Below are 25,599 nucleotides of genomic sequence, written 5' to 3'. Positions count from 1 at the left end.
ACTGGAGCCTTGTCCACTTCGTCGATTCGGAAATGCTAATGAAAAAATCCTGTCTCGCCCTTGCCGCGTTGCTCGGGTTCTCTGCTTACACAATCTTCACGATGTTGACCGCCCACCAGTCCCTTGCAGCTTTCGGACTGGAACTGATGGCCAGCCCGGACACGGCTCAAGTGGTGATCGACCTGTACCTGATGGCGGCGCTGGCTTGCGTGTGGATGTACCGCGATGCACGCGGTAAAGGCCGCTCGCTGGCCAGTGTGCTGCCGTACCTGCTGCTGACCGCGGTCTTCGTCGCCATCGGCCCGCTGCTGTATATCGTGGTCGAGGGGTTCGTACGCAACCCGGGCACAAACAGCCGGGCCTGTCTGAAAACGCCGCGCCAACCCTGACATTGCGACACCTTTCACACCTGCGCACTGTTGTGCATTAGATTCAGCCCCGCATAATGCGGGCATAAAAACAGTGTGGCGTAGCGCAGAAGGGGTGGTGTGTTGTCGAGCAGTGATAAAAGCGTGGTCGAGCTGAACTGGGCCGAGGTAGGGGATGGTTTCAAGCAGCTGTTGCCCATTTCCATGTTTGTGGTGGTGTTCGGTGTGGCCTTCGGTCTGGCTGCCGCGCAGACCGGTCTGGACAACAGCGCCAGTTTGTTGATGAGCGCTTTGGTATTTGCCGGGGCCTCGCAGTTTGGTGCCCTTGATCTCTGGGGGGCGCAGGTCCCGGTTGTGCCCCTGATCGTCACGGTGTTTGCCATCAATGCCCGCCATCTGCTGATGGGTGCGACCTTGTATCCCTGGCTGCGCGAGCTGCCTGCGGCCAAGCGCTACGGGGTGATGATGGTGATCTCGGATGCCAACTGGGCAATGTCGATGCAGGCATTCAACAGCGGCAAATCGGGCATCGGCCTGATCCTGGGCGGTGGCATAGCCCTGTGGGCGGCCTGGGTGCTGGGCAGTTGGCTGGGCGTGTACTTCGGCAGCGCAATTGAGGACCCGGTCAGCCTGGGCCTGGACATGGTGATGGGCTGTTTTCTGCTGGCGATGGTAATCGGCGGGCAAAAAAACCTGCGCATGCTGATTATCTGGTGCGTGGCGGGCGCCTCGTCGCTGTTGGCGTACCGCTACTTGCCTGAAAACAGCCATGTGGTGGTCGGCGCATTGGCGGGCGGGGTGTTGGGTGCGGTGTGGATGGAGAAGAAAAAATGAGCATCGATACCGCCGGTTACGGCACCTTCATCATTGTTCTGATTATGGCTGTGGTCACGTTGATTACGCGTTTGGGGGGCGTTTTCGTGATGTCCTTCGTGCCCATCAACTACCGGGTGCAGCAATTTATCAGCGCCATGTCGGGCTCGGTGCTGGTCGCCTTGCTCGCGCCCCTGGCCCTCAACGGCGATAACGGCGCACGGCTGGCCTTGCTGACCACCGCAGCAGTGATGCTGCTGCTCAAGAAGCCGCTGCCGGCAATTGCCGCAGGGGTGATCGCGGCTGCGGTGTTCAGGCATCTGTAAATGACCAGGTTGAAGAAGTCGAGGCGCGCGTCGACTTCTTCAACAACAGCCACTGTTCAAATTGAGCGCTGATTGACCCGCTGGCTCAGTTCTTGCGCCGACTCCTTGCGTTCGGAATACCGGTCAACCAGGTCCGGGCGATCGCGCAGCAATACGGTGAACTTCACCAGTTCCTCCATGACATCAACCACGCGGTCATACAGCGCAGACGGTTTCATGCGGTTGTGCTGGTCAAACTCCAGATAGGCCTTGGGCACCGAAGACTGGTTGGGGATGGTGAACATGCGCATCCAGCGACCCAGCACGCGTAACTGGTTGACCACATTGAATGACTGGGAGCCGCCGCACACCTGCATCACCGCAAGGGTTTTGCCCTGAGTCGGGCGTACCGCGCCCAATGCCAGAGGCACCCAGTCGATTTGCGCCTTGAACACAGCTGACATCGCGCCATGCCGTTCCGGCGAGCACCACACTTGCCCTTCAGACCACTGCATCAGTTCCAGCAGTTCCTGGACTTTGGGGTGATCATTCGGGGCGTCATCGGGCAGCGGCAGGCCCGAGGGGTTGAAGATCCGAGTCTGGGCGCCAAAGTGTTCGAGCAATCTGGCCGCTTCCTCTACCAGCAGGCGGCTGAACGAGCGTTCCCGCGTCGAACCGTATAACAACAGGATGCGTGGCTTGTGCGGGCTAGCGGGTTGCACGGTTTTGGCAGAGATCAGTGTGGTGTCGAGATTGGGCAGTGTGTCGCTCATGGTGGCTCCGGTTACAGGGTGCTGATACGGTCGAGTTCGCGTTTAAGTGCCGCGGGCTCAAGCCGGGTAAAGGGCAGGGCGAAAAAGGCCCGGCAGCGCGTTTCGATGTGCGTCAGGGTGGCGTGGAACGCGGCGGTTACGGTCGCCTCGTCACCCTTGACCCCTGAAGGGTCTGCCAACCCCCAGTGGGCTTTGATGGCCGGGCCGAAATACACCGGGCACGCCTCAGCGGCGGCCTTGTCGCAGACGGTGATGACAATATCCGGCGGGTTGTCTTCGTAGGCGTCATTGCCCTTGCTGCTCAGGCCGTCTATGCCGATACCGGCTTCTTGCAGGGTGACCAGGCTGCGGGGCAACACCTGCCCCCGGGGAAAGCTGCCCGCACTGATGGCCTGGAACCCTGGTGGCGCCAGATGGTTGAACATGGCTTCGGACAGAATGCTGCGACAGCTATTGGCGGTACACATAAACAGAACACGCATGGTAGTTGCTCTTTGCGGTGGTATTAAAGGCTCAGGCGCAAAGCCAGGGCAGACAGGGTGACAAGCAGAATCGGCAGGGTCAGGATCAGCCCCACCTTGAAGTAGTAACCCCAGGTGATGCGAATGCCCTTGCGTGCCAGCACATGCAACCACAGAAGGGTGGCCAGACTGCCGATGGGGGTGATTTTCGGGCCCAGGTCGGAGCCGATGACATTGGCGTAGATCATCGCTTCGCGGATCACCCCGCTGGCATCACTGGCCTGGATTGACAGCGCGCCGAGCAAGACCCCGGGCATATTGTTCATCACCGAAGACAGCAGTGCGGCGAGCACGCCGGTGCCCAGGGTGGCGGCCCAAAGGCCGGACTCGGCCAACTGATTGAGAACCAGCGTCAGGTGGTGGGTCAGCCCGGCATTTTTCAGCCCGTACACCACCAGGTACATGCCCAGTGAGAACGTCACCACCTGCCAGGGAGCTTCGCGCAACACCCGTCGCGTTGAAATGACGTGGCTGCGCGCAGCCACAGCGAATAGCAGGGCGGCGCACACTGCAGCAATCGCGCTGACTGGAATGCCCAGTGGTTCCAGTGCAAACAGGCCTGTGAGCAGCAAGACCAGAACCCCCCAGCCGACAGCAAACGTCAACGGGTCGCGTATGGCCTTTCGTGGTTCGGGCAGCTCATCAAGACAATAGTGGCGTGGAATATCGCGGCGGAAAAACCCGTACAACACCAGCAGCGTGGCGGCGACTGCAACGCAGTTGACCGGTACCATGACCGCGGCATAGGCGCTGAAACCCAGGCCGAAGTAGTCGGCCGAGACAATATTGACCAGGTTCGACACCACCAGCGGCAGGCTGGCAGTATCGGCAATAAAGCCTGCGGCCATGACAAACGCCAGGGTTGAGGCGGCAGAAAAGCGCAAGGCGAGCAGTATCGAGATCACGATGGGGGTCAGGATCAGTGCCGCGCCGTCATTGGCAAACAGTGCCGATACACCGGCCCCCAACAGCACGGTAAACACAAACAGGCGCCGGCCATCACCCTTGGCCCAGCGGGCCACATGCAGGGCCGCCCACTGAAAGAAACCTGCTTCGTCGAGCAACAGGCTGATGATGATCACGGCGATAAAAGTGGCCGTGGCATTCCATACAATGGCCCACACTTGGGCAATATCGTGCAGTGATACCGCCCCCGCAAGCAGTGCCACAACCGCACCCAGTGAGGCACTCCAGCCCACCCCCAGGCCCTTGGGCTGCCAGATGACCAGAACCAGAGTGACCAAAAAAATTGCGAAGGCGATAAGCATCGGACGTCTCAGCAGCAGGCAATGGTGTTGAGCGGGCGCTCGCCCATGGCAGAGAGCCGGGCACTGTCGTGCGCAAGCCACTCGGTGTTGGCCAGCAGGGTGGTTTCAAGAACGCTGCGCACCCAGTCCGGCAGTTGCGGGTTGAGACGGTAATACACCCACTGCCCCTGGCGGCGGTCGAGCAGCAACCCGCAGCCTCGAAGCTGGGCCAGATGGCGGGAAACTTTCGGTTGGCTTTCATCCAGGGCACAGACCAGTTCGCATACACAGAGCTCGCCCTCACGGGCGATCAGCAAGGTGGCCCTGGCGCGGGTTTCATCGGACAGGCATTTGAACAGTGCGGCGGGACTGAGCATGGTGACTCTCTGTCTATACATATGGAAATACGAATATACGGATATCCATATGCAATAGCAACCTTGATCCCCCGCAAGACGTGCTCGGTAAAGGTGGGAGCCGGGCTTGCCGGCGGTATCGCGAGCAAGCCCGCTCCCACAGGGGCGGCGTGTGCCGGTGCTTTACCCGGGCCTGCTCACCGCGCATCATGTGCCGCCCCCCACACTGGCGGGCATCCGTGGTGAAAAGGAACAGCAGTTGAACGAACACACATTGTCCATGCGTCTGGAGCGCGTGGCAGCCCATATGCCGGCAGGTGCGCGGCTGGCCGATATCGGCTCGGACCACGGCTACCTGCCGGTGGCGTTGCTGCGTCGGGGGGCCATTGCCGCCGCCGTGGCGGGCGAGGTGGCCCTGACGCCCTTTCAGGCGGCCCGGCGTACCGTGCGCGAAAACGGCTTCGAGCAACGCATTAGCGTGCGCCATGCCAGTGGCCTGGCAGCGATCAGGCCGCAGGACGAGATTACGGCGATCAGCATCTGCGGCATGGGCGGCGAGACCATCCGCGATATTCTTGCAAGTGGCAAGGCACACCTGAGCGGACGGGAGCGCCTGATCCTGCAACCCAACGGCGGCGAGCAGCCTTTACGGCAATGGCTGATGGAAAACCACTACCACATCCTTTGCGAAGAACTGCTGCGGGAAAACCGTTTTTACTACGAAATCATCGTCGCCGAACGCATCGGACCGGTGAGCTATACCGCCGAGCAATTGTACTTTGGCCCCTTCCAGATGCAGGCGCGCAGCCCGCTGTTTCTGGGTAAGTGGCAACGTATGCTGGGTGAAAAACGCAAGGTTCTGAGCAATCTTGCCCTGGCGCGCCAGGCCGTGCCCGAAGCCCAGGTGGAGGAAATTGCCCGACAGGTCAGATGGATCAGCGAACTGCTGGCTTGAGTCTCGACTCATGCGGCGCAGCCATGCCAGCAAGTGTACTTGAAGGGGTTCGCTGAGCCTGTTCAGGGTTGAGTGTTGCCATCGAGCATGGCAATAAAGTGCTGTATCAGCGGTGACGGGTTATGGGCATGCCAGTTCATGTACAGGCCGATGGTCGGGTTGGCAGCGCCTGTCAGCGGCCGGATCGGACGGAACGCTACCTTGTCGCGCAGCGTCGAGCCGGCGAGGGATTGCGGCACCAGGGCCACGCCAAAACCGCAACTTACCAGGCCGATCAGGGTATGCAGCTGTGCGGCCTCCTGTACCACCCTGGGGTAGAACCCGGCGTTTTCGCACAGGCCGATCAACTGGCCGTGATAGCCGCTGCCCAGGGCTTGTGGAGTAAAGACAAAGTCTTCGTCAGCAAAATCGCGCAGCTCGATGGGCCCTGACTGCGCCTTGGGATGATCCAGGGGCAGGGCCATGACAATGGCCTCGTCGAGCAACAGGCGCGATTCGATGTCGGCTGCGATGAAGGGCAGTTTGCGCATAAAGGCGATATCGGTCTCGGCAGCCAGCAGCGCTTCGGCCTGGCTGGAGGAAGGCATTTCCTTGATCACCAGCTGGACCTGGGGAAAGGTTTGGCGAAACTGCCTGAGGCTGTTGAGCAACGGCTCGTAGTACGCGATAGACACCGCGCTGACAGTGAGCACACCGGCTACCCCTTGCGCCACCTGGCGGGCGTACTCCACCCCCTGTTCCAGTTCCTTGAGTGTGCGACAGGCCGCCTGCAAAAAGGCCTGGCCTGCGGGCGTCAGCTTGACCTCGCGCCTGCTGCGGGTGAACAGGGCTAACCCCAGCTTGTCTTCCAGTCGGCTGATCGCCTGGCTCAGGGGTGGCTGGGCCATGTGCAGGCGCACGGCGGCCTTGTGGAAATGCAGTTCCTCAGCCACCGCGATGAACTGACGGAGCAGTCGGGTTTCGATCATGTGCAGTGTTCCTTCCTTTGAACGGGGTTATCTGCGAACACCGCCGCTCTCACAGAGGGGCTGATAGGCAGCGGGTATCAACGGGCCTGTTGAACGGTATTAAACAACGCGCCTTTTGATTGTTACGGTGAAGTATCAATCAAGAGGGCATCCTTATGGACTTTAACGGCAAAACCGCAATTGTAACGGGTGCTGGCCGGGGCCTGGGCTTGAGTTATGCCAGGGAGCTGGCACGGCTGGGCGCCCATGTGCTGATCAGTGATATTGGCGCAGACAGGCAAGGCGCAGCAGCAGATGCATCCGTTGCCCATGACGCCGCGCAAGCGCTGGCAGCCCAGGGCTACAGCGTGATCGGTCATCACGGTGAGTTGGTCAGCGAGACGGGTTGCCGGCAGTTGGTCGAAACGGCCGTCGAAGCGTTCGGGCGGCTGGATATTGTGATCCACAACGCGGGCTGGGTCGGTTACCAGGCTATTGAAGAAGCGCAGCCTGAGTTTGTCGAGCGCGCGCTGGGGATCAATGTGTATAGCCCGATCTGGCTGTGCAAACATGCCTGGCCGTACCTGCGCCAATCATCGGCGGCGCGGGTGGTGCTGACCTCTTCGGACCGGGCCATGTACCAGCCCTATGCCCAGCCGGGCCTGACCGCCTACGCCGCCGGCAAGATGGCACAATTGGGCATCATGAATGCCCTGAGCAGGGAGGGTGCCGCCGATGGCATCCTGGTGAACGCAGTAGCGCCGGTGGCCAAGACCCGGATGTGGGGCGTTAACGGCGAACCGGACAACCTCAAGCCCCAGTGGGTGACCCCCGGTGTGATCTTTCTGGCCTCGGCTCAGTGCCAGGACAGCGGCTATATTCTGCGGGCCAGCAATGGTCAGTTCACGGCAACGCGGTTTGTCGAGAATCCCGGGGTGGACTACCCCCTGGATCTGGCCCGAATCAGGGCCGACAGCGCCGAGCAGGTCGCCCGCTTGTGGGAGCAGATCAAGGAATGCTGATGCTGGGGTCGGTCTTGTTAATTGTGCTTACCACTTAAGTAGGGGGCGCTGCGGCCATTGCGTGAAAAAGCCCTGTGCAAGTTGATATGCAGCGCTTTTTATAACCTGAGCATTAGTCCTTAAGTCGAGTCGCGGCAGCCTTATAGAGAGTATTAATACCAAGGAGTGAGTTGTGGGTTCGAGCCCGTGGCGTTGTCATGTTCCCCAGGATGGAAACTCCCTCTGATGCGAGTGCTGGGAGCTTTCGAACTCAGGCATGACAGATTCAAGGGAGCTGATTATGAACACCCAACTCTGGTTGAAAACAAGCACGGCCCTGTTGTTGGTCATGAGCGCCAGCCTGGCGGGCTGCCACAGTGGTGGTGGCGGGCATCACAGCAGTGACAGCGCAAGCACGCCGACGCCGCCGACCAATCCGACCACGCCAACTGATCCCACTACACCGACAGATCCAACTGATCCAACCAATCCAACCAATCCGCCTAACCCGGCAGTTACCCCGCCTCTGGTCACGGGGCAGGTCGCCGGTGAAGTCAGCACCGGACTGGGCGGTGTCGGCACCCTGGTCAGCGGCGTGGGCACCACCCTGACCACCGTTCCTGTGGTCGGCGCAGCAGGCGGGTTGGTGGTCAATACCGGTAATGCCGTGACTTCCATTACCGATGGCGTGACCAATGGCCTGGGCTCGCTGGGCACTGACAAAAACTCGCTGGGCATTACCGTGGCTGGTGTTACCAATGGCGTCAGCGATGTGGGTAAAGGCGTTTCGTCTCTCGGCACAGGTGTCAGCGCTCTGGTCGACAACACACCGATCAGTCAGGTCCCGCTGGTAGGCGGCGTAGTGGGCAAGGTCACCGGCACCGCGGGCGGGCTGGTGGACAAGGTCGGCACCACCGTCACCATGCTTGGCAACACACTGACCACCAATGTGACCAGCGGGCAATTGGGCAAGGCTACCGGTGGTTTGAATGACAAGGTCGTGGTCCCCGTGATCTCAATGGTGGAAAACGTCACAGGCAAGGTAGGCACCACCACCGGGTTGGGGCAGCCGGTGGACGGGTTGTTGACGAAGGTTGGCGGCGTGGTCGGCGGGCTGGGTGACAAGGTAGTCGATACCGGCAAGAACCCGCTCACCAATGTGGTGGGCGGTGTGCTAGGCGGTGTGGGTGGGGCACTGGATAAATCCGGCGGTTACCTGAACCCGACGACAACCACCGGCACCGGCACAAGCACAACTACCGGCGGGCTGGGCGGTTTGCTGGGCGGGCTGGGCACGGCCACAGGTTCAACCGGTACTCAGACAAACACCGGCGGCACAGGTGGTTTACTGGGTGGCAGCACTGGCTTGCTTGGCAGCCTGGGCGGCACGACCGGTACCCAGACAAACACCGGCACCTCGGGTGGCGCAAGTGCTTCCGGCGGGCTGGGTGGTCTGCTTGGCGGCCTGCTAAACAAAAACTGACTGGCCGCGCGCGGACGCTGTTGTACGGTTCGGTCTGTACCCCTGAAGTTCAGGTGCAGACCGGGCTGTTTTTCGTTCACCCTTGGCTGGTTTTATTGGCAATTGCGTTCACTGCCAGCGCTGGGCATCATCCAATGTCCGCACTCAAGGAAGCGTCCCATGGTCACTGCGACACTGCATCTGATGTGCGGCAAGATCGCATCAGGCAAATCAACCCTAGCCAGAACGCTTGCGGTGGAGCACAGCGCGATATTGCTGAGCGAAGATAAATGGCTCTCATCGCTTTATCCCGGTGCGATCAATTCGGTAACCGATTACGCAGCCTACAGCCTGAGGATTCGCGGTGTGCTGGGGCCTCTGGTGATCGACCTGCTGGAGTCCGGTGTGGATGTGGTGCTGGATTTTCCTGCCAATACCATTGCCGGCCGTGAATGGTTGCTCGGCCTGGCAGAAACCGCGCGTGTGCCGCACTGCCTGCATTATCTCGCTGTGGACGACGACACCTGCCGTGCGCGCCTGCATGTACGCAACCAGCTTGCCGAGCATGACTTTGCCGCATCGGATGCCGAGTTTGATCTGATCACCACCTACTTTCGTTCCCCGGATGCAGACGAGGGGCTGGTGATTGTTACTTACCCCCGGCCTCTTGCATGATCCAGTGCATAAATGCCCTGACCTCATCCCGTTGCATTGCCTCCACCCGCGTTACGGCGTAGTAGGCAAAGCGCGCCGGCCAGGGCTTGTCCATGACTTGTACCAGGCGGCCTGCAGCGATTTCTTCGGTTGCGTACTCCTGGGGCACCAAGGCCAGCCCCTGGCCTGCTTCGGCTGCGCGGATCAATAAAAAATCGTCCTCAAAAGCTGTCCCGCGTTCGGCGCGCGGGTCTTTGCCCACGCCATGGGCGCTGAGCCACAACAGCCAGTCGGCACGGTCAGCGTCATGCAGCAGGGGGAAGTCGAGGCAGTCCTGCGGCTGTGCCGGCCCCGGGTTGCCAGCCAGCAGGGCGGGGCTGGCGACGGGGATCAGCACAGGCGCCATCAAACGGGTCACGTGCAGGCCGGGATAGACCCCAAGCCCATGGCGCAAGGCAATATCGACACGCCCGCGGTGCATGTCCACCAGCGCGGAAGTGGCCTCCACCCGCACCTCGATATCCGGATGCAGGCGGTTGAATCGTCCCAGGCGCGGCACCAGCCATGAGGCGGCAAAGGTTGCCACCGTACTGATCGTCAGGGTCTGGCGAGTCGTACTTTCGTGCAGTGACTGCATGGCTTTTTCGATTGCCCCGAAGGCTTGCTGCAGGGTGGGGTGCACAGATGCGCCAGCCTCTGTAAGCCGCAAGCCGCTGCGTTCGCGGGTAAACAGCGGCATGCCGACCCGGTCTTCCAGTAGGCGGATCTGCTGGCTGACGGCACCTGAGGTGACATTCAGCGTTTGCGCGGCCGCCTTGATGCTGCCTTGCTGGCCAACTTCGACGAAAGCACGCAAGGCGAGAAGGGGCAGTGAAGCTGCCATAGGCTTTAGTTTTCCTGAATCTGGTGTGCAGAAATGATCGTTTCCGCTGACACACAGCGAAAGCGATGATGTTCCGAGTTTAGAGATGCTGTGCAAGTTTAGTAAAACTATATCTAACCGGACGCCCTGCATGAACCCCATGATCACGTTGTATACCGACAGCTCGCCCAATGGTTTCAAGATCACCATTGCCCTGGAGGAGCTCGGTTTAACCTACCACCTGCGGCACGTAAACATTGACCAGGGCGAGAACCGCAGCCCGGCGTTTTTGCGCCTCAACCCGCACGGGCGTATCCCGGTGCTGGTCGACGAAAGCAACGGCATCACGCTGTTTGAATCGGCAGCCATCCTCCTGTATCTGGCTGATATCAGTGGTCAGCTCTTGCCTGTAGAACCCGCCAAACGCTGGGAAGCCATCCAGTGGCTGATGTTTCATGCTGCCAGCGTGGGGCCTGTGATGGGCCAGCGCGTTCACTTCGAGCTGTTTGCCGCAGACAAAATTCCCCAGGCCATTTCGCGCTATCGGCGCTTGATGGATGAAGCCTTTACCACCCTGGACAACCGCCTGGCCGAGCACCCCTATCTGGCCGGTGACGAGTACTCGATTGCCGATATTGCCCAGTTTGGCTGGACCCATATTGCGCAAGTCATCGACTTCGATTTCAGCACCTATAAGCACCTGAGCGCCTGGTACCAGCGCATTGGCGCCAGACCTGCAGTGCAGCGCGGCATCGCTCTGCCAGCTCCCGCCACCGGCGCTTGAATCAGGGGATCAATATGAACACTACAGATCAGATCACAGGCCAGTCGTCGCCCGCATTTGCCAGCCACCGCGGTTATCGGCGCATGTTCGCGGCCAATCAGCTGACCCTCGGGATTTTTCTGCCATTGCGCTTTTACAAGGGCGACATGGCGGTACTGGCCGGGCAGGCCGAGCGGGTTCGCGACATCGACCGATATGGTTTTGCCGCAGTCTGGGTGCGCGACGTACCGCTGTTCGATCCTGCCTTCGGTGATGCGGGGCAAGTATTCGATCCCTTTACCTACCTGGCGTTTCTGGCGGCTCACACCCGCTCAATTGCGCTGGCAACCGGCAGTGCAATCTTTTCGTTGCGCCATCCCATTGATCTGGCCAAGGCCAGCGCCACCATCGATCAGTTGTCGAACGGGCGCCTGGTCATGGGGATCGCCTCGGGAGACCGGGCCATTGAGTTTCCCGCCTATGGTCTGGAGCACGCCCGGCGGGGTGAGCGGTTTGCCCAGAGCGTGACGTATTTCCGCCAACTGATGCAGGCCCGTGCGCCGGTTATTGATTCGGCACTGGGGCACATGGCCGGAGCCGAATTTCTGCCCCGGCCCGTGGCGGGAGCCATCCCCCTGATGGTCACCGGTTCATCCCGTCAGTCACTGGCCTGGATTGGTGAGCATGCCGATGGCTGGCTGACCTTTCCCGAATCGACCCACGACCGCGCAGGGCCGCAACGCCTGGGCGAAAAGATCCGGGCCTGGCGCCAGTTGATCCCGGACGGCGGGTTCAGGCCGCACATGACCAATGAATGGCTCGACCTGGTTGATGACCCCGATTATCCCCGCACCTCTTTACAGGGCGGTTATGTGTTGCGCACCGGGCGCAATGGCCTGATTGACCTGCTGGGTGAATGGCAAGCAGCAGGGGTCAACCATGCGGCCCTGGGTATCCAGTTTTCGGCGCGGCCTGCGGCAGAGGTCATACAGGAGCTGGCAGAGCACGTGTTGCCGCATTTTCCTTCCCATCAGGGGCCGGGCCGTGTCGGGCCAGCATGGTGAAGGCACCTGTCAGGCCACTGCCTTGATCTCAACAACCGGGTCACTGCGCGTGCGTGACACACTCAGGCCCAGCAGCCCGCCGAGCACCAGCGCGCCGGCCATAAAGTACATTGCCGCCTGGGTGTTGCCGGTCAACTGCGTCAACCAGCCGACCACAATGGTGCTGAAAAATCCGGCGACATTGCCCAGGGAGTTGATCAGCGCGATCCCCGCAGCGGCGGCTGCACCGCCCACCACCGCGGTAGGCATGCCCCAGAACACCGGCAAGCTGCTGATCATAGCTGCTGTGCCGACGGTCAGGCCGATCATTGACAGCCACAGGCTGGCGCCGAACAGGGTGCCAAATACAACCCCGCCAGCGCCGATAAAGGCGCAGATTGCCAGGTGCCAGCGATACTCGCGAACACGGTCGCTGCTGCGTCCCACCAGCACCATGCTCACCGCGGCCACGGAATAGGGAATAGCACTCAACACGCCAATGGCCCAGGGTTCGGCGACACCGCTGTTGCGGATAATGGTCGGCATCCAGAAACTGATCACGTACTGGCCCAGCACCAGGCAAAAGTACACCGCCCCCAGCAGCCAGATTTTCGGGTTGAGCAGACCATCGCGTACGGAGTGGTGGGATTTGGCACGGGTTTCGCGATCCAGCGCCGCCTGCATGCCGCGTTTTTCTTCGGCGCTGAGCCAGCGGGCGTCGGCAATCCGGTCGCGCAGCAGAAAGAACACGGCGGCGCCCAGGGCCACCGCCGGCAAGCCTTCGATCACGAACAGCCATTGCCAGCCGGCGTACCCTGCCACGCCATCGAGGGTTTGCATGATCAAGCCGGAAATCAGCGAGCCCAGCATGCTGGAGATCGGCAGGGCGGCGATAAACAGTGAAATCATCACGCCCCGGCGATGGCTCGGAAACCAGGTGGTGAGATAGAAAATAATCCCCGGGAAAAAGCCTGCTTCGGCAATGCCGATCAAAAAGCGCAGCAGGTAGAAGCTCATGGGGGTTTCGACAAACATCATGGCCGCTGACAGCAGGCCCCAGGTCATCATGATCCGCGCGATCCAGCGCCGGGCGCCAAACCTGTGCAGGGCGATATTGCTGGGGATTTCGAACATCAGGTAACCGACAAAAAACACCCCGGCACCGAGCCCGTACACCGCCTCGCTGAACTTGAGGTCATCAAGCATCTGCAGTTTGGCAAAGCCCACATTGACCCGGTCCAGGTAGGCGACCAGATAACAGACCATCAGCAACGGAATGACTCGCCAGGCGGTTTTGCGGTAGGCCGAATGCAGTGCATGGTCCGGCATGTCAGCAGGGGGTGGCGGTAGGGTGTTCATCTGGAGCCTCTTTTTTGTTGTTGTAGGGGCAGGTGTGCAATCACCGATCAGCGCGCACGGCCTCCCGGCCATTCGCCGCACGCGCACATGGCGTGCACGACTTCGCGGATCAACTCACTGATCAGGGTTTTAAGATGGCTGGCGGGCATCGAAGCGCAACTGCAGATACCCAGGGTTCGGGTCAAGCCGTCAGCGGCAATGCGGTGGGCCACCAGCCGACCGTCATCGATTTCACGCACGGCCAGGTTCAACGGCATGATGGTGTGACCGATACCGGCCTCGACCGCGCTTTTGAGGATATGCACGGAGTTGACCTCCATGACGATTTCGCCCACGGCCAGCCCGTGCTGTTTTACCGCGTGCTCGACCAGCGTGCGGGTGCAGTGACCGTGGGCCTGACTGGGAAATACCAGCGGCCGGGCCAGCGCCTGCGCCAGGCAAACCTCACCGGCAGCGGGGGCGTCGGCGGCATCGGCACGGTGGATCAGGTAAAAATCTTCTTCGATCAATGCGCTGAACAACACTTGCGGGGGCAGGTCGATGGCGCTGAACAGGGCCAGGTCAATGCGCCCGTGCAGTAACTGGTCCATGACGTTGCCGGTCAGCTCTTCGTTGAGATGGAATGCCACCTGCGGGTAACGGGCGGCCACGGCGCGCATCAGCGGCATGGCAAGGAGGGTGGCGACGCTTTGCGGCAGCGCCACGATAATCGAGCCACTGACCGAGTCCGGGCTGCTGCTGACGGCAGCCCGGGCATCGCTCAGATGCTTGAGCATGCCCTGGGCGTATTCGTAGAAGACCTTGCCGGCCTCGCTGGCGACTACGCCGTTGTGGCTGCGATGGAACAGCTGAACCCCCAGATCGTCCTCCAGCGCCGACATTTGCTTGCTCAAGGCCGATTGCGCCACATGCACCTGGCGGGCGGCTTTGGACAGGCTGCCGCAATCGATCACGGCGACAAAATATTTGATCTGGCGGATTTCCATTGCGGTGCTTCCTGCAGGACTCGGATATGCGGGCCGGTGATGGTACCGCGGGTCAGCCTGCAGAGCGCCCTCGAGGGAATATCTTGCCGGGGTTCATCAACTGTTTCGGGTCGAGCGCCGCCTTGATCGACTGCATGACGTCCACGGCGTTTTGCCCGTGTTCAACGGCCATAAAGTGCTGTTTGGTCAAGCCGATGCCGTGCTCGCCGGTGCAACTGCCCTGCAGGGCAATGGCCCGCTCGGCCAGGCGATGGGCCACGCCTTCGGCGCGTTCGATTTCGTCAGGGTTGTGCGGGTCGACCAGGATCACGGCATGGAAGTTACCATCGCCCACATGACCGAAAATCGGTGCGAGAAAGCCGTTTTGCGCAAGGTCCGCTGCCGTCGCTTCAATGCACTCGGCCAGTCGTGAAATCGGTACTACGGCATCGGTGGTCAGGGCGCGGCAACCGGGGCGCAGGGCGAGGGCGGCGAAGTAGCCGTCATGCCGGGCCTGCCACAGACGGCTGCGATCCTCCGGATGCACGGCCCACTCGAAGTCCATGCCCTGATGTTCATCGGCAACCATGCGCACGGTCTCGATCTGTTCTTTCACGCCGGCTTCAGAGCCATGCAGTTCAAAGAGCAGCGACGGCGCCTCGCGCAACTGCGTGCTGCTGTAGGCGTTGAGGGCGCGCATGGTCAAGGCATCGAGCAGTTCAATGCGGGCGACCGGCACACCGAGCTGGATGATCTGGATCACGGCGCGTACGGCTAGATCCACGCTGGGAAAGCGGCACACGGCAGCTGAAATGGCTTCAGGAATCGGGTGCAACTTGACGGTCAGTTCGGCGATGGTCGCCAGCGTCCCGCCCGAGCCGACCAGTAAATGGGTCAAGTCATAGCCGGCGGAAGACTTGCGCGCCCGCCCGCCGGTGTTGATCACCCGGCCGTCGGCCAACACTGCCGTCATGGCCAGTACGTTTTCGCGCATGGTGCCGTAGCGCACGGCGTTGGTCCCGGAAGCACGGGTCGCCGCCATGCCGCCCAGTGACGCATCGGCCCCGGGGTCGATAGGGAAAAACAGCCCTGTACCGTGCAACGCCGCATTCAACTGTTTGCGGGTCACCCCCGGTTGTACAGTGGCGTCCATATCGTCAACGCGAATGGCAAGCACCTGGTTCATGCCCGAGACATCAATGCTGACGCCACCGTGGGAGGCTTGCAGCCAGCCTTCCAGCGAGGTGCCGCTGCCATAGGCGATCATCGGCGTATCGTGGCGATAACAGGCGCTGCTGATACTGACGATATCCTCAAGGCTGTTGGCATAGGCCACGGCATCCGGCGGCATGGGGTCTAGTGCGGAAATATCGCTGCCGTGGTGCTCGCGCACGCTGGCCGAGGTGGAGAAGCGGGTGCCGAGCAATTGGCCCAGCTCCTCGCGCAAGGATTCGGCCAGGGGCGGGTGTTCGCAGGCAGCAGGATGGGTCATCAGACAATCTCCGGTTGTTGTGCACCGCGTAAAACGGGCGGCATTATCAGGGAGTTATGACTTATCTTAGGCAGCCTTGGGTACACACTCGTAGTGCTTATTTCAGATGGATCCATCTGTTTTCGAGATGGCCTGTGACAGGCGTAATGATCAAGAAGGAACTTGAGTTGAGTGACTGGGAAGCCTATTACCAGGCAAGTGAACAGCGCGGGCAATCGCCCTTGCTGAGTAGGGCCTTGAACCTGATCAGCGCGAATGAGGGTTCACGTCAGGCCGTGGACTTGGGTTGTGGGGCCGGAATGGAAACCCGGCAATTGCTGGCCGCAGGCTGGGACGTACTGGCCATTGACCGCGAAGCCGGCGCCATTGCGCGAACATCTGCATTGTCACAAGGTGTCAGCGGTGGGCGGCTGGCGACCCTGGCCTGCGATTTTGAACAGCTGACGCAGTTACCTGCATCCAGATTGATCCATGCCGGTCTCGCCTTGCCGTTCTGTCGGCCAGAATATTTTGAGACCCTTTGGCGGCTTGTTACTGCGGCGCTTGAACCGGGTGGTGTATTTGTCGGCCATCTGTTTGGCGAGCGGCACGGCTGGGCGGCACTTGCCCATATGACCTTTCAGACCGAAGCGCAGGCGCGCTTGCTGTGCGGTAATCTTGAGCTGCATCTGTTGCGCGAATTCGAGCAACCGGGTGCCAGTTTGCAGGGGGACATCGCCTGGCACCGCTTCGATATCATTGCCAGCAAGCCGCAAGGCGACGATAAATACCGTACTGAACAAAGGAGCCTGTGATGAAGGGAAGTTGCGCCTGCGGTGCCGTTGGCTATGAAATTGATCGTATCGACCTGCCTGTAAGCCATTGTCATTGCCAGTCGTGCCGCAAAACCCATGCTGCTGCGTTTGTCACCACGGCCGGTGTTTTGCGTGAGCACTTCCATTGGACGAGGGGGCAGGAAAAGCTCAGCAACTACGAGTCTTCCCCCGGCAAGCTGCGGCGCTTTTGCTCGCTGTGCGGTTGTCACCTTGTGGCTGAACGTGACACAGCCGCGGCTGTGATTGTTCGTGTTGCGACCCTGGACGAGGACCCGGGCGATCGCCCGCAATACCATATCTGGGCTGAGCATGATGTCCCATGGCTTGAAGATGAAGACCTTGCGGTCTACCCGCAATGGCAGCCGGGGCGCTAGGGCTTCAGTGGCATTATTTAACTTTTATCAGGGAGATAACCGTTAGTGACCCGTGCATCTGTTCATACCCTGCGTCCGCTGCCCGAGCTTGATTACCATGACAGCAGATCGGTGCTGCTGCCTGTGCAGATCACGGCGCTGCAAGCCTGGAACCTGATGACGGCCGGGCAGGGGCCGCTGATGCGCCTGGCGTTTCGAACCCGAGACGGGATTTCTTCGTTATTTGGCGTAAAGCGCATTGGCGGTTTCTCCGGTACCCGGCGCGAGGCCGTGCAGGCAGGTGACTATCTGGATTTCTTTCTGGTAGAGCACAGCGCCCCCGAGGTATTGGTGCTGACCGAGCGTGACCGGCATCTGGATGTGATGACCTGTGTGTCGATGGCTGATCGGGTACTGACAATCACCTCCTCTGTGGTCACCCATAACACCTTTGGCCGTCTGTATATGCTGCCGGTGGGACCGGCGCACAAACTTATTGTCAACAGCTACCTCAAGCGCCTGAAGCGCAAGCTGCAAGGGATGGAGCCCTGAATTTATGAACATAGCCATAAGACTTGCCAATCAGGCAGATATCCCGACAATTTTTGTCATCCGTACCCGCGTCAGGGAGAACCCTCTTTCTCACCAACAGTTAACTGAAATGGGCATTACCCCCGACGCCATAGGCCAGGCGATGGAAGCCGCTCCCTGTATCTGGGTGGCCGAGGTCGAGGGTGTTACGGTGGGGTTTGCCATGGCCGATGCCGAGGATGGCTGTGTCTTTGCCGCATTTGTCCTGGCCGAATTCGAGGGGCTCGGGCTGGGTCGCAGACTGATGGCGAAGGCCGAGGCGTTTCTGTTTCAGCATCACCCCACGATTTGGCTGGAGACCGCTGAAAACAGCCGTGCCAGCGGTTTTTATCGGCACCTTGGCTGGCAGGCGGTGGCGAATTTGCCTGAAGGTGATGTTCGCTTTGAAAAATCACGGACGTAGCAGGGAAGGGTATGCACATTCGATTGACGCAAGCCAGTGACTGGATGCTGTTGAAGCAGGTTCGCCTGGCAGCGCTTCTGGAGGCCCCGACGGCATTTGGCGTGAGCTATCAAACGGCGGCCAGTTACACCGACGAGCAGTGGCAAGAGCGCGCTGATTCAGGGGCGGGGACGCAATTCTGGCTGGCCATCGAGGACAGCAAGGCGGTGGGCATGATCGGTGCCGGGGTGAGCGAAAACCGGCGCTATAACTTGATCGGCATGTGGATCGAGCCCGGCGTGCGCGGCGCCGATGTGGCCGCCCGGCTGGTTGGCGCAGTCAAGGCCCGGGCGCTGCAGGGCGGGCATGAGTACGTTTATCTCGAGGTAGCCCCGGACAACGCAAGAGCTGCCAGCTTCTACCTGAAGCAAGGGTTCAGGTTCAGGGATGAATGGGAACCCTTGGCAAGTCATCCCTCTATCAGGTTGCAGACGATGTGCTGGGTTGTGACTCCAGACAGCCCCTGAAATCGGCTACACACTCCTCTCGTCGAAATATCTGTCAGAAAAATTGACCAGAATGATCCTACGCAGTTTACTGTATGTTCATACAGTTATCGTAAGGCGTGCGTCATGAGCTTCACTTCCCTGGGTCCCATTGCTGAAGATGGCGTTCGCCTGCCACTTTGCTCCTTCAAAGTCCCCGCCGGGTTTCCGTCACCGGCGGCGGATCATATCGAGAAGGAAATTTCCCTCGATGAACTGCTCGGTATCCGTGCGCCCCATGTGTATCTGGTGCGCATCGACGGCGACAGCATGCAGGGAGTGGGGATTTTTTCCGGGGATCTGGCGGTGGTGGACCGTGCTATCGAGCCCGGGCATGGCCATGTGGTGGTGGCGCTGCTCAATAACGAGCCGATATGCAAACGCCTGTGCCTGCGTGGCAAGAGCGTTGTGCTGCAATCCGAAAACCCGAAGTATCCGGACCGGTATGTACTCGAAGGTGATGAACTGACAGTCTGGGGCGTGATTACCTATACCGTGCGCAGCCATGGCCACTAAGCCTGCGCCGGTTTTTGCCCTGATCGATTGCAACAGTTTTTACGCCAGCTGTGAGCGTGTGTTCAGGCCCGACCTGGCCAAGGTGCCCATTGTGGTGCTGAGCAACAACGACGGCTGCGTGATCGCCCGCAGTTATGACGCCAAGCCTCACGTGAAAATGGGCGAGCCGTATTTCCAGATCAAGGATCGGCTCGAGCAACTGGGGATTGTGGCGTTCTCGTCCAACTATGCGTTGTATGGCGACATGAGCGAGCGTGTCATGAGCCTGATCGAGGCGATGTTGCCGGCTGTCGAGGTCTACAGCATCGACGAGTCCTTTGCCGACCTGAGCGGTATCGTTGACGCCACCGCCATGGGCCGTCAGTTGCGCAGTCGCATCCTGCAATGCACGGGCATTCCGGTGGGGGTCGGCATCGCGCATACCAAGACCCTGGCCAAGCTGGCGAATCACACCGCCAAGCGCTTGCAGGCCCACACGGGGGGCGTGGTGAACCTGTGTGGCGACCATGAACGTGACTGGGTACTGCGCAATACCGCGGTGTCGGAGGTCTGGGGCGTTGGCCGACGCATGACCGCGCATCTTGAAGGTATGGGGATTCGCACAGCGATGGACCTGGCCAAAGCGGACCCGTGGTCGCTGCGCAAAAAATTCAGCGTGGTGATCGAAAAAACGGCCCGTGAATTGAACGGTACATCCTGCCTGGCCCTGGACGAGCCCGACCCGCCCAAGCAGGAGATCTGCTGCAGCCGCATGTTTGGCAAGCGCCTGACCGAGCTGGCACCGATCAAGGAGGCCGTAGCCACCTATATGATGCGTGCCTCGGAAAAACTCAGGGCACAAAAGTCATACTGCCAAAAAGTCCGGGTCAGCATTCGTACCGGCATGTTCAACCCGGACGAGGCGAAGTACGCCAAGGGCGTGGTGGTGACCTTGCCCTATCCTACCGATGATGTGCGGTTACTCACCAGAGCAGCGGTAGATGCTCTGGAGCATGTGTTTCAGCCCGGTTTCAGATACAGCAAGGCCGAAGTGTTGTTGCTCGATCTGCGCCAGCCGGGGGAGTTTTCCGACGATCTGTTTGCCGTCAATCAACCGGCAGAAGCTTCACGGGTGATGGCGGTACTGGATGCCATCAATGGCCGCTGGGGCAGGGGCACGTTACGGGCCGCCAGCGTGCCGGGCAAACCCGACTGGGGGATGCGCCGGGAGATGATGAGCCAGAGTTATACGACGCGGGTGGATCAGCTTTGGCAGGTTTCGTGCCGATAAATACGGCCGTTGATTGTGCAGAACTGTGGGCAATGAACTGTACGCGCAAAGTGGAGATCCGGTGTGTGAAGTTCAAACATATGGCCTGCTCAGAACACTGGGCTGTCGTGTGCTGCTGGTTTGCTTGTTGAAGACTCAAAAAAATCAAGGTAGGAAAACCCTGAATTAATAGTGGGGTTATTCTTGCGCTTGCTCCTGGCAGTTGAATGTTAGTACTGATGCTGTACTAATGGTGTTGCCCTGTTATACCCATTGCCGAGCAGGCATTGGTTTTAATTGCAAGAATGGCGGGCTATCAAGACTATCAAGAAAAGTCAAAAAAGCAGATGCAGGTACGTGCCTGCTATCAGGCAAGGTCAGGATTAAAGATGATAAACACAGTTGCATTGTATTGGTTGCTCACTTATGCGATTTAAATGGATTGTTTTTGTTGTCGGGCTGGTCGCATTATCTTCTTTTGCATTTTATGGGTTGTTTGATCGGTCTGATGAAGTGAGCCATATCGTTGCGCCAGTAACGAAAATCGACATGGAAAGTCTGGTTTTGGCAACAGGCCCGATAGTCGCAACGGGCTTGGTCGATGTCGGCGCGCAGGTTAATGGTCAAGTTAAAACAATCCATGTGCGACTGGGTGACAAGGTCAAAAAAGGCCAGGTATTAGTGGAGATTGATCCGGAGCTTCAGGAAAATGCCTTGAGCAAGGCGAAAGCCAGCCGCGATCTTGTACTGGCACAGCAAAAGGCCAAGGAAAAAGCGCGCCAGCGCGCAGAGAGGGTATTTACCCGCCAGCAAGCGCTGTATCAGGCAGATGCCAGCGCAAAAAGAGACCTTGAGCAAGCCGAGGTGGAGCTGGAAAATGCCCGGGCTGAAGTCTTCGTTCTAAAAAGCCAGATTCATTTGGCTCAAATCGAGATGGATAGCGCAGTGGCTAATCTCGGGTATACGAAAATCAAGGCGCCTGCCGATGGCGAAATCATCGCTATTGTGACTAAAGAGGGCCAGACAATTGTGTCCGCCCAGACATCACCGACCATTCTGATTATGGGCAATATGGACAGGATGACAGTCAAGGCCAGAATATCCGAGTCGGATATTGTACGAGTGCAGGAGGGGCAAAAGGTTGTTTTTACCGTGACCGGTGCACCGGAGCTGTCTTTCGAATCGAAAATTCTTGCCGTTGAACTTCTGCCGGAGTCCGTCGTTACTGACAGCAAAGAACTCTCAAAGCCCAATGCAACGTCCAATGTTCCTGTTTACTACAATGCTACGTTTGAAGTTGATAACCCTGATCGTCTGCTCAAGCCTTTGATGACAGCCAACGTTAAAATCACTCAGGAAAGCGTTGGCCAGGTGATGGCAATTCCTTTAGCCGCTCTCGGAAAAAAGCAGTCTGCGGGCAATCTTTATGAAGTGCGTATATTGACGGAGCAGAAAGAAGTGGTTGCAAGATCCATTGCGATCGGTCTGCGAAACAATACGCATGTGCAAGTTAAGTCGGGGCTTGAGCTAGGCGACAATGTCATTGTCGAATAGGCGTTGATCGGCGTTGTGCTGTGGGGGTCATTGTTAATATTTATTTGTCGGGTAGTGTATGGAATGTCTCAGGAAAATAAAGTTTCGAACTCGGCCCACGAAGGATGCCGTAAAGCCTGGCAACCTGCCAGAGGAAAACCTGAGCTTATCCGCGCCATTAATCCAATTGATAAATGTCAGCAGGAGCTATTTCAATGGTCATTCATCTACAGAGGCTTTACGAGACGTCAACCTGAATATCCGTGCAGGTGAGATGGTTGCAATTGTCGGGACATCGGGCTCGGGAAAATCGACCCTTCTCAATATTCTGGGGTGCCTTGTCCCGCCTTCGCAAGGGCAATACATCCTGCACGGGCGGAGTGTGACCCGTCTGACGAATAATGAGTTGGCAGATTTGCGCAGGGGCACTTTCGGATTCGTATTCCAGCGCTACCATTTGCTGGGCCACCTGAATGCTGAAGAAAACGTTTTGTCTCCAGGCCTTTATGTCGAAGGGGAGAAGAAAACACTGCGTGCACGCGCGCAAATGCTGTTGAACAGTCTTGGGTTGAGCGACCGCTTGCACTTCTTTCCGGGACAGTTGTCAGGTGGGCAGCAACAGCGTGTCAGCATTGCGCGTGCACTGATGAATGGCGGCGACATCATATTGGCCGATGAGCCGACCGGTGCGCTGGATACCAAGAGCGGTGAGGAGGTGATGGCCGCTTTATGTGAACTGAATGCAAAAGGGCATACCGTCATTATTGTTACGCACAATAATGACATCGCTTCATATGCGCAGCGGCTGATTCATATTCAGGATGGCTGCATCTCTTCGGATACAGGCAATCACCCTGCCTCGTCAACGGCAGGGCCGCGAGGGGGGCCCGGGTTGAAACCTGCACAGGGCTCCTCGATAAACATGCTGTCAGGCTGGGTGGAGGCAATTAAAATTGCTTTTTCGTGGCTGGTCAGAAAGCCCTTGCATGCGGGATTGACGGTACTGGGAATCGTCATCGGCATTGCTGCGGTTTCATCGGTTATTGCCCTGGGTGAGGGGGCGCGCGACCGCATAGTTCAAGAGATCAGCGCCCTGGGTGCTGACACCATCGATATTTACTCCGGGAAGGACTGGGGTGATATCTACAAGGGTTCAAACAAAGCGCTGAGTGAATCTGATGTGGACTATCTGCGATCACTTCCCTACGTTGACAGCATCTCCCCGGTCACTTCTGCGACAGCCACCATTACATCAAAAAACGCCAACCTTTCAGCTCAGGTATTGGGTGTCGGTGAAGCGTTTGCCAGGGTGAGAGGCGAGGTATTTGCGCAAGGTACTTTTTTTTCCAGTGATGATGTTAAACGGCAGGCGCAAGTTGCAGTCATTGATGAAAATATGCGCAAAAGACTTTTCCCGAGCTGGGAGGACCCGATTGGAAAAGTCATATTGGTAGGCCCGATGCCGGCAATCGTCATAGCGGTTATCAAGAATACACCGTCTTCATTTGGTGAGGCGCCTGTTCTGCAGATGTATATGCCTTATACCACGTTGATGTCACGTATTTCGGGCCAGCCATTTCTTGAGAGCATTGTAGTGCGCGTGGCTGACGGGATTTCAAACGAACTGGCCGAAAGTAATATCAATCGTCTTTTGGAACTCAAACGCGGCAGCAAAGACTTTTTCACAAGTTCTGCAGACTCAATACTCCGGTCGGTGACCAGTGCTACCAGAGTCTTGAACGTGCTAAGCATATCGGTCGCATCGATTTCTCTCCTGGTTGGAGGAATTGGCTTGATGAATATGATGCTTTACTCAGTAGCAGAGCGAACCTATGAGGTAGGCGTTCGTATGGCGTTCGGTGCCCGTCGACGAGATATCATGCAGCAGTTTCTCAGCGAATCCTGTTTGCTGTGCATATTTGGCGGTGGTTTTGGGTTTTTGCTGGCCATGCTTGCCGGGGAAATTTTAGGCGGATTACAAACTGATTTTCCGCTTAAATTTTCTTATTGGTCGTTCATGGTAGCGTTTGCAAGTTCTACCGTTATTGGTCTTGTATTTGGTTATATACCTGCTCGAAATGCCGCCAGGCTGGATCCTGTCGAGGCTTTGTCCCGGGCGTAAGTCAATGGGTTTGCCATCGTAATCATTCAACATGAAGTCGATGCCTTGCTGGACGCAGTCAACACTGCGCTCCAATGTTCTTGAGAATATCATTGTGATTACTAGATATTACCCTGCTCTGTTTTGTAGCGTGATGCTGTTGGCAGGTTGTAGCACTCATCTGCCCGATGTGAACGCTGTCAAATCACAACTGGCGCTGCCTGCAAAATGGCGTAATGCATTACCTGAGGGTAAAGATATAAAGCAGACACAGCATTGGTGGCGCTCATTTCAGGACCCTGACCTGGACGCTCTGGTGGAACGTGTACTGCGCAATAATAATAACCTGGCAGCGGCTGCATACAGGGTCAAAAAGGCAGAGGCACAAGCGGGTATTGTCAGGACGAATTTAACACCAGGTGTATCAAGTGGATTCAAACTGAGCAGTAGCAAGGAACTGAACAGAGGAAGTTCGGAACAAAAGGCTTTTACCAGCACATTCTCCTTGAGCTACGAGCTGGATTTATGGGGGCGTCTTGCAAAGGCTCGCGATATCTCGGCCTGGGAAGCCATGGCGACCCGGGAGGATCGTGAGCACATCGCGATGCAACTGATCGGTACAACAATGGAGCTGTACTGGCGATTAGCGTTTTTGAATGAAAGCATTGAAATTAACGACACCAGCATTGCCAGCGCCCGTTCAATCCTTGAGCTGGCACGCCTGGGTGAATCCGTTGGGCAGGAGGGGCGTCTTCAGTCGATTCAGGCAGAGCAACAGTTAAGTGTACTGCTGGCCGATAAAACAGGGCGGCTTCAACAGCGTGAAGAAAGCCGCAATGCCTTGTTGGTTTTATTGGCGTCGCCTATGGGATGGGATGACACGATCAAGATTCGTCCAGTTCCGACTCAACCGTCTACAGCGCTACGGTCGGAGATACCTGCCCACATTCTGAGCCAGCGACCCGACATGAGGGCTGCTGAACTCAGGTTGCGCGCTCATTTCAGCAATATTGAGATCCAGCAAAGAAACCTCTATCCGGCAGTGAATCTTACGGCAGGTATCACTGGAGGAGGGACACGCGAACTGTCAAATATTCTGCGAAATCCGGTGGGTTTTTTTACGGCAGATTTACTGCTTCCGTTTTTTGAGTTCAATAAAGGCAAGTTGCAAGTTGAAATCGCCGAAGCAACGTACCAGGAGAGTATCGAGTTATACAAAAAACAGTTGCTTGATGCGCTGCAGGATGTTGAGAACGCACTGTCGGCCTATAAACAGCTCACCGATGAGGGGCTCTACCTGGCCCGTGCCCATGAATCTTCATCCCGGGCAGAGCGCATTGCTGAAATACGCTATCGCCTTGGGCAGTCGAATATAAAAGAATGGCTGGATCAACAGGATGCGAAGCGCAGTATCGAACTGCGACTGGGTAAGAGTCGCACTGATCGGTTGATTGCCATGGTCAAGTTTCATCAGTCTATCGGTGGCGGCTGCGGTGATGGATGCGCTGATGCCTTGCGATGAAAGGTACCTGGGCAGGTGCTTCAGGTTTATTTGCCGGCTGTGTGCGTTAAGTGCTCGCAGGCCTGGTTGATGTGTGAGTTTCAACTCAAGCCATGCGTTTAATTGA

General features: G+C 58.3%; 28 protein-coding genes. 19 read left to right on the top strand and 9 right to left on the bottom strand.

The features are described from left to right. Positions 1–38 precede the first annotated feature (38 nt). The 3 genes from HBN79_RS04245 to HBN79_RS04235 all read left to right on the top strand — a co-directional run bounded on the left by HBN79_RS04245 (position 39) and on the right by HBN79_RS04235 (position 1,507). Positions 39–389 carry a DUF2834 domain-containing protein gene (locus tag HBN79_RS04245; RefSeq protein WP_095018497.1) on the top strand — a complete coding sequence of 117 codons (351 nt, stop codon included), beginning with the start codon at positions 39–41 and terminating at the stop codon, positions 387–389. A 102-nt stretch (positions 390–491) separates the two neighbouring features. Then, on the top strand, positions 492–1,202 hold the full coding sequence (locus HBN79_RS04240) for an AzlC family ABC transporter permease (protein ID WP_095000613.1): 711 nt from the start codon (positions 492–494) through the stop codon (positions 1,200–1,202). Next, positions 1,199–1,507 (top strand): AzlD domain-containing protein, encoded by a 309-nt coding sequence (locus HBN79_RS04235; protein ID WP_095000098.1) that lies wholly within the window; start codon positions 1,199–1,201, stop codon positions 1,505–1,507. Before HBN79_RS04240 ends, HBN79_RS04235 begins: the two co-directional genes overlap by 4 nt. Positions 1,508–1,563: 56 nt before the next feature. Here the strand turns inward: HBN79_RS04235 and arsH are convergent, their stop codons facing one another. The 4 genes from arsH to HBN79_RS04215 are packed head-to-tail and all read right to left on the bottom strand — an operon-like array spanning position 1,564 to position 4,404. Further along, on the bottom strand, positions 1,564–2,259 hold the full coding sequence (gene arsH, locus HBN79_RS04230; RefSeq protein ID WP_095000099.1) for an arsenical resistance protein ArsH: 696 nt from the start codon (positions 2,257–2,259) through the stop codon (positions 1,564–1,566). A gap of 11 nt (positions 2,260–2,270) precedes the next feature. Then, positions 2,271–2,741 carry an arsenate reductase ArsC gene (locus HBN79_RS04225; protein ID WP_169916353.1) on the bottom strand — a complete coding sequence of 157 codons (471 nt, stop codon included), beginning with the start codon at positions 2,739–2,741 and terminating at the stop codon, positions 2,271–2,273. Positions 2,742–2,764: 23 nt separating this feature from the next. Further along, a complete protein-coding gene (locus tag HBN79_RS04220) occupies positions 2,765–4,048 on the bottom strand; it encodes an arsenic transporter (RefSeq protein WP_095023340.1) in 1,284 nt (427 codons plus the stop codon). 8 nt (positions 4,049–4,056) lie between these two features. Further along, a complete protein-coding gene (locus HBN79_RS04215) occupies positions 4,057–4,404 on the bottom strand; it encodes a metalloregulator ArsR/SmtB family transcription factor (protein WP_095018501.1) in 348 nt (115 codons plus the stop codon). Positions 4,405–4,642: 238 nt separating this feature from the next. Here HBN79_RS04215 and HBN79_RS04210 point away from each other — a divergent pair, with 238 nt between their 5' ends. Continuing rightward, positions 4,643–5,338, top strand: a complete 696-nt coding sequence (locus HBN79_RS04210; RefSeq protein WP_169916409.1) for a class I SAM-dependent methyltransferase — start codon at positions 4,643–4,645, stop codon at positions 5,336–5,338. A 62-nt stretch (positions 5,339–5,400) separates the two neighbouring features. Here HBN79_RS04210 and HBN79_RS04205 read toward each other — a convergent pair whose 3' ends face one another. After that, positions 5,401–6,306 carry a LysR family transcriptional regulator gene (locus tag HBN79_RS04205; RefSeq protein WP_095000103.1) on the bottom strand — a complete coding sequence of 302 codons (906 nt, stop codon included), beginning with the start codon at positions 6,304–6,306 and terminating at the stop codon, positions 5,401–5,403. A 155-nt stretch (positions 6,307–6,461) separates the two neighbouring features. Between HBN79_RS04205 and HBN79_RS04200 the strand changes: the two genes are divergently transcribed. From HBN79_RS04200 to HBN79_RS04190, 3 genes are all read left to right on the top strand, one after another. Further along, the gene (locus tag HBN79_RS04200) at positions 6,462–7,307 is read left to right on the top strand and encodes an SDR family oxidoreductase (RefSeq protein ID WP_095000104.1); all 846 of its coding nucleotides are present in this window, start codon (positions 6,462–6,464) and stop codon (positions 7,305–7,307) included. 280 nt (positions 7,308–7,587) lie between these two features. Further along, on the top strand, positions 7,588–8,769 hold the full coding sequence (locus HBN79_RS04195; protein ID WP_169916352.1) for a collagen-like triple helix repeat-containing protein: 1,182 nt from the start codon (positions 7,588–7,590) through the stop codon (positions 8,767–8,769). 159 nt (positions 8,770–8,928) lie between these two features. Next, positions 8,929–9,423, top strand: coding sequence for an ATP-binding protein (locus tag HBN79_RS04190; RefSeq protein WP_095000106.1), 495 nt, complete (start codon positions 8,929–8,931; stop codon positions 9,421–9,423). Here the strand turns inward: HBN79_RS04190 and HBN79_RS04185 are convergent. After that, positions 9,398–10,285: a LysR substrate-binding domain-containing protein gene (locus HBN79_RS04185; protein WP_169916351.1), complete on the bottom strand. Its 888-nt coding sequence runs from the start codon at positions 10,283–10,285 to the stop codon at positions 9,398–9,400. The two genes, HBN79_RS04190 and HBN79_RS04185, sit on opposite strands and share 26 nt — an antisense overlap. Before the next feature lie 139 nt (positions 10,286–10,424). Between HBN79_RS04185 and HBN79_RS04180 the strand changes: the two genes are divergently transcribed. Beyond that, a complete protein-coding gene (locus HBN79_RS04180) occupies positions 10,425–11,048 on the top strand; it encodes a glutathione S-transferase family protein (RefSeq protein WP_169916408.1) in 624 nt (207 codons plus the stop codon). A gap of 14 nt (positions 11,049–11,062) precedes the next feature. Then, the gene (locus HBN79_RS04175) at positions 11,063–12,091 is read left to right on the top strand and encodes an LLM class oxidoreductase (RefSeq protein ID WP_095032103.1); all 1,029 of its coding nucleotides are present in this window, start codon (positions 11,063–11,065) and stop codon (positions 12,089–12,091) included. 9 nt (positions 12,092–12,100) lie between these two features. On the opposite strand, the gene HBN79_RS04170 is transcribed toward HBN79_RS04175, so the two are convergent. Genes HBN79_RS04170 through HBN79_RS04160 form a run of 3 tightly spaced genes read right to left on the bottom strand, consistent with a single transcriptional unit; the run spans position 12,101 to position 15,886 of the window. Further along, on the bottom strand, positions 12,101–13,429 hold the full coding sequence (locus tag HBN79_RS04170; protein ID WP_095000110.1) for an MFS transporter: 1,329 nt from the start codon (positions 13,427–13,429) through the stop codon (positions 12,101–12,103). 47 nt (positions 13,430–13,476) lie between these two features. After that, entirely contained in the window at positions 13,477–14,415 is a 939-nt protein-coding gene (locus HBN79_RS04165; protein ID WP_095000111.1) for a LysR family transcriptional regulator, read from the bottom strand. Positions 14,416–14,467: 52 nt separating this feature from the next. Then, positions 14,468–15,886: an FAD-linked oxidase C-terminal domain-containing protein gene (locus tag HBN79_RS04160; RefSeq protein WP_095018507.1), complete on the bottom strand. Its 1,419-nt coding sequence runs from the start codon at positions 15,884–15,886 to the stop codon at positions 14,468–14,470. 146 nt (positions 15,887–16,032) lie between these two features. Between HBN79_RS04160 and HBN79_RS04155 the strand changes: the two genes are divergently transcribed. The 10 genes from HBN79_RS04155 (at position 16,033) to HBN79_RS04110 (ending at position 25,493) form a co-directional block, all read left to right on the top strand. Next, the gene (locus HBN79_RS04155) at positions 16,033–16,680 is read left to right on the top strand and encodes a class I SAM-dependent methyltransferase (RefSeq protein WP_095023346.1); all 648 of its coding nucleotides are present in this window, start codon (positions 16,033–16,035) and stop codon (positions 16,678–16,680) included. Continuing rightward, positions 16,680–17,075, top strand: coding sequence for a GFA family protein (locus HBN79_RS04150; protein ID WP_169916350.1), 396 nt, complete (start codon positions 16,680–16,682; stop codon positions 17,073–17,075). Before HBN79_RS04155 ends, HBN79_RS04150 begins: the two co-directional genes overlap by 1 nt. Before the next feature lie 45 nt (positions 17,076–17,120). Further along, positions 17,121–17,606 carry a DUF2867 domain-containing protein gene (locus HBN79_RS04145; protein ID WP_095000115.1) on the top strand — a complete coding sequence of 162 codons (486 nt, stop codon included), beginning with the start codon at positions 17,121–17,123 and terminating at the stop codon, positions 17,604–17,606. 4 nt (positions 17,607–17,610) lie between these two features. Beyond that, complete coding sequence (locus tag HBN79_RS04140) at positions 17,611–18,048, top strand: GNAT family N-acetyltransferase (RefSeq protein WP_095018509.1); 438 nt, start codon at positions 17,611–17,613, stop codon at positions 18,046–18,048. An 11-nt stretch (positions 18,049–18,059) separates the two neighbouring features. Further along, on the top strand, positions 18,060–18,554 hold the full coding sequence (locus HBN79_RS04135) for a GNAT family N-acetyltransferase (protein ID WP_169916349.1): 495 nt from the start codon (positions 18,060–18,062) through the stop codon (positions 18,552–18,554). A gap of 105 nt (positions 18,555–18,659) precedes the next feature. Continuing rightward, on the top strand, positions 18,660–19,088 hold the full coding sequence (gene umuD, locus HBN79_RS04130) for a translesion error-prone DNA polymerase V autoproteolytic subunit (protein ID WP_095000117.1): 429 nt from the start codon (positions 18,660–18,662) through the stop codon (positions 19,086–19,088). Then, a complete protein-coding gene (gene umuC / locus HBN79_RS04125; protein ID WP_095018511.1) occupies positions 19,078–20,358 on the top strand; it encodes a translesion error-prone DNA polymerase V subunit UmuC in 1,281 nt (426 codons plus the stop codon). Before umuD ends, umuC begins: the two co-directional genes overlap by 11 nt. Positions 20,359–20,763: 405 nt before the next feature. Further along, positions 20,764–21,891 (top strand): efflux RND transporter periplasmic adaptor subunit, encoded by a 1,128-nt coding sequence (locus tag HBN79_RS04120; RefSeq protein ID WP_169916348.1) that lies wholly within the window; start codon positions 20,764–20,766, stop codon positions 21,889–21,891. Positions 21,892–21,949: 58 nt separating this feature from the next. Then, complete coding sequence (locus HBN79_RS04115) at positions 21,950–23,992, top strand: MacB family efflux pump subunit (protein WP_262372247.1); 2,043 nt, start codon at positions 21,950–21,952, stop codon at positions 23,990–23,992. A gap of 31 nt (positions 23,993–24,023) precedes the next feature. After that, positions 24,024–25,493 carry a TolC family protein gene (locus HBN79_RS04110; protein WP_169916347.1) on the top strand — a complete coding sequence of 490 codons (1,470 nt, stop codon included), beginning with the start codon at positions 24,024–24,026 and terminating at the stop codon, positions 25,491–25,493. Positions 25,494–25,599: the final 106 nt, after the last annotated feature.

It is taken from the genome of Pseudomonas sp. WS 5051 (assembly GCF_012985715.1).
Taxonomy (GTDB): Bacteria; Pseudomonadota; Gammaproteobacteria; order Pseudomonadales; family Pseudomonadaceae; genus Aquipseudomonas; species Aquipseudomonas bubulae.
Note: the sequence above shows the minus strand (reverse complement) of the source record. Positions and strands in the feature narration are given on the sequence as shown.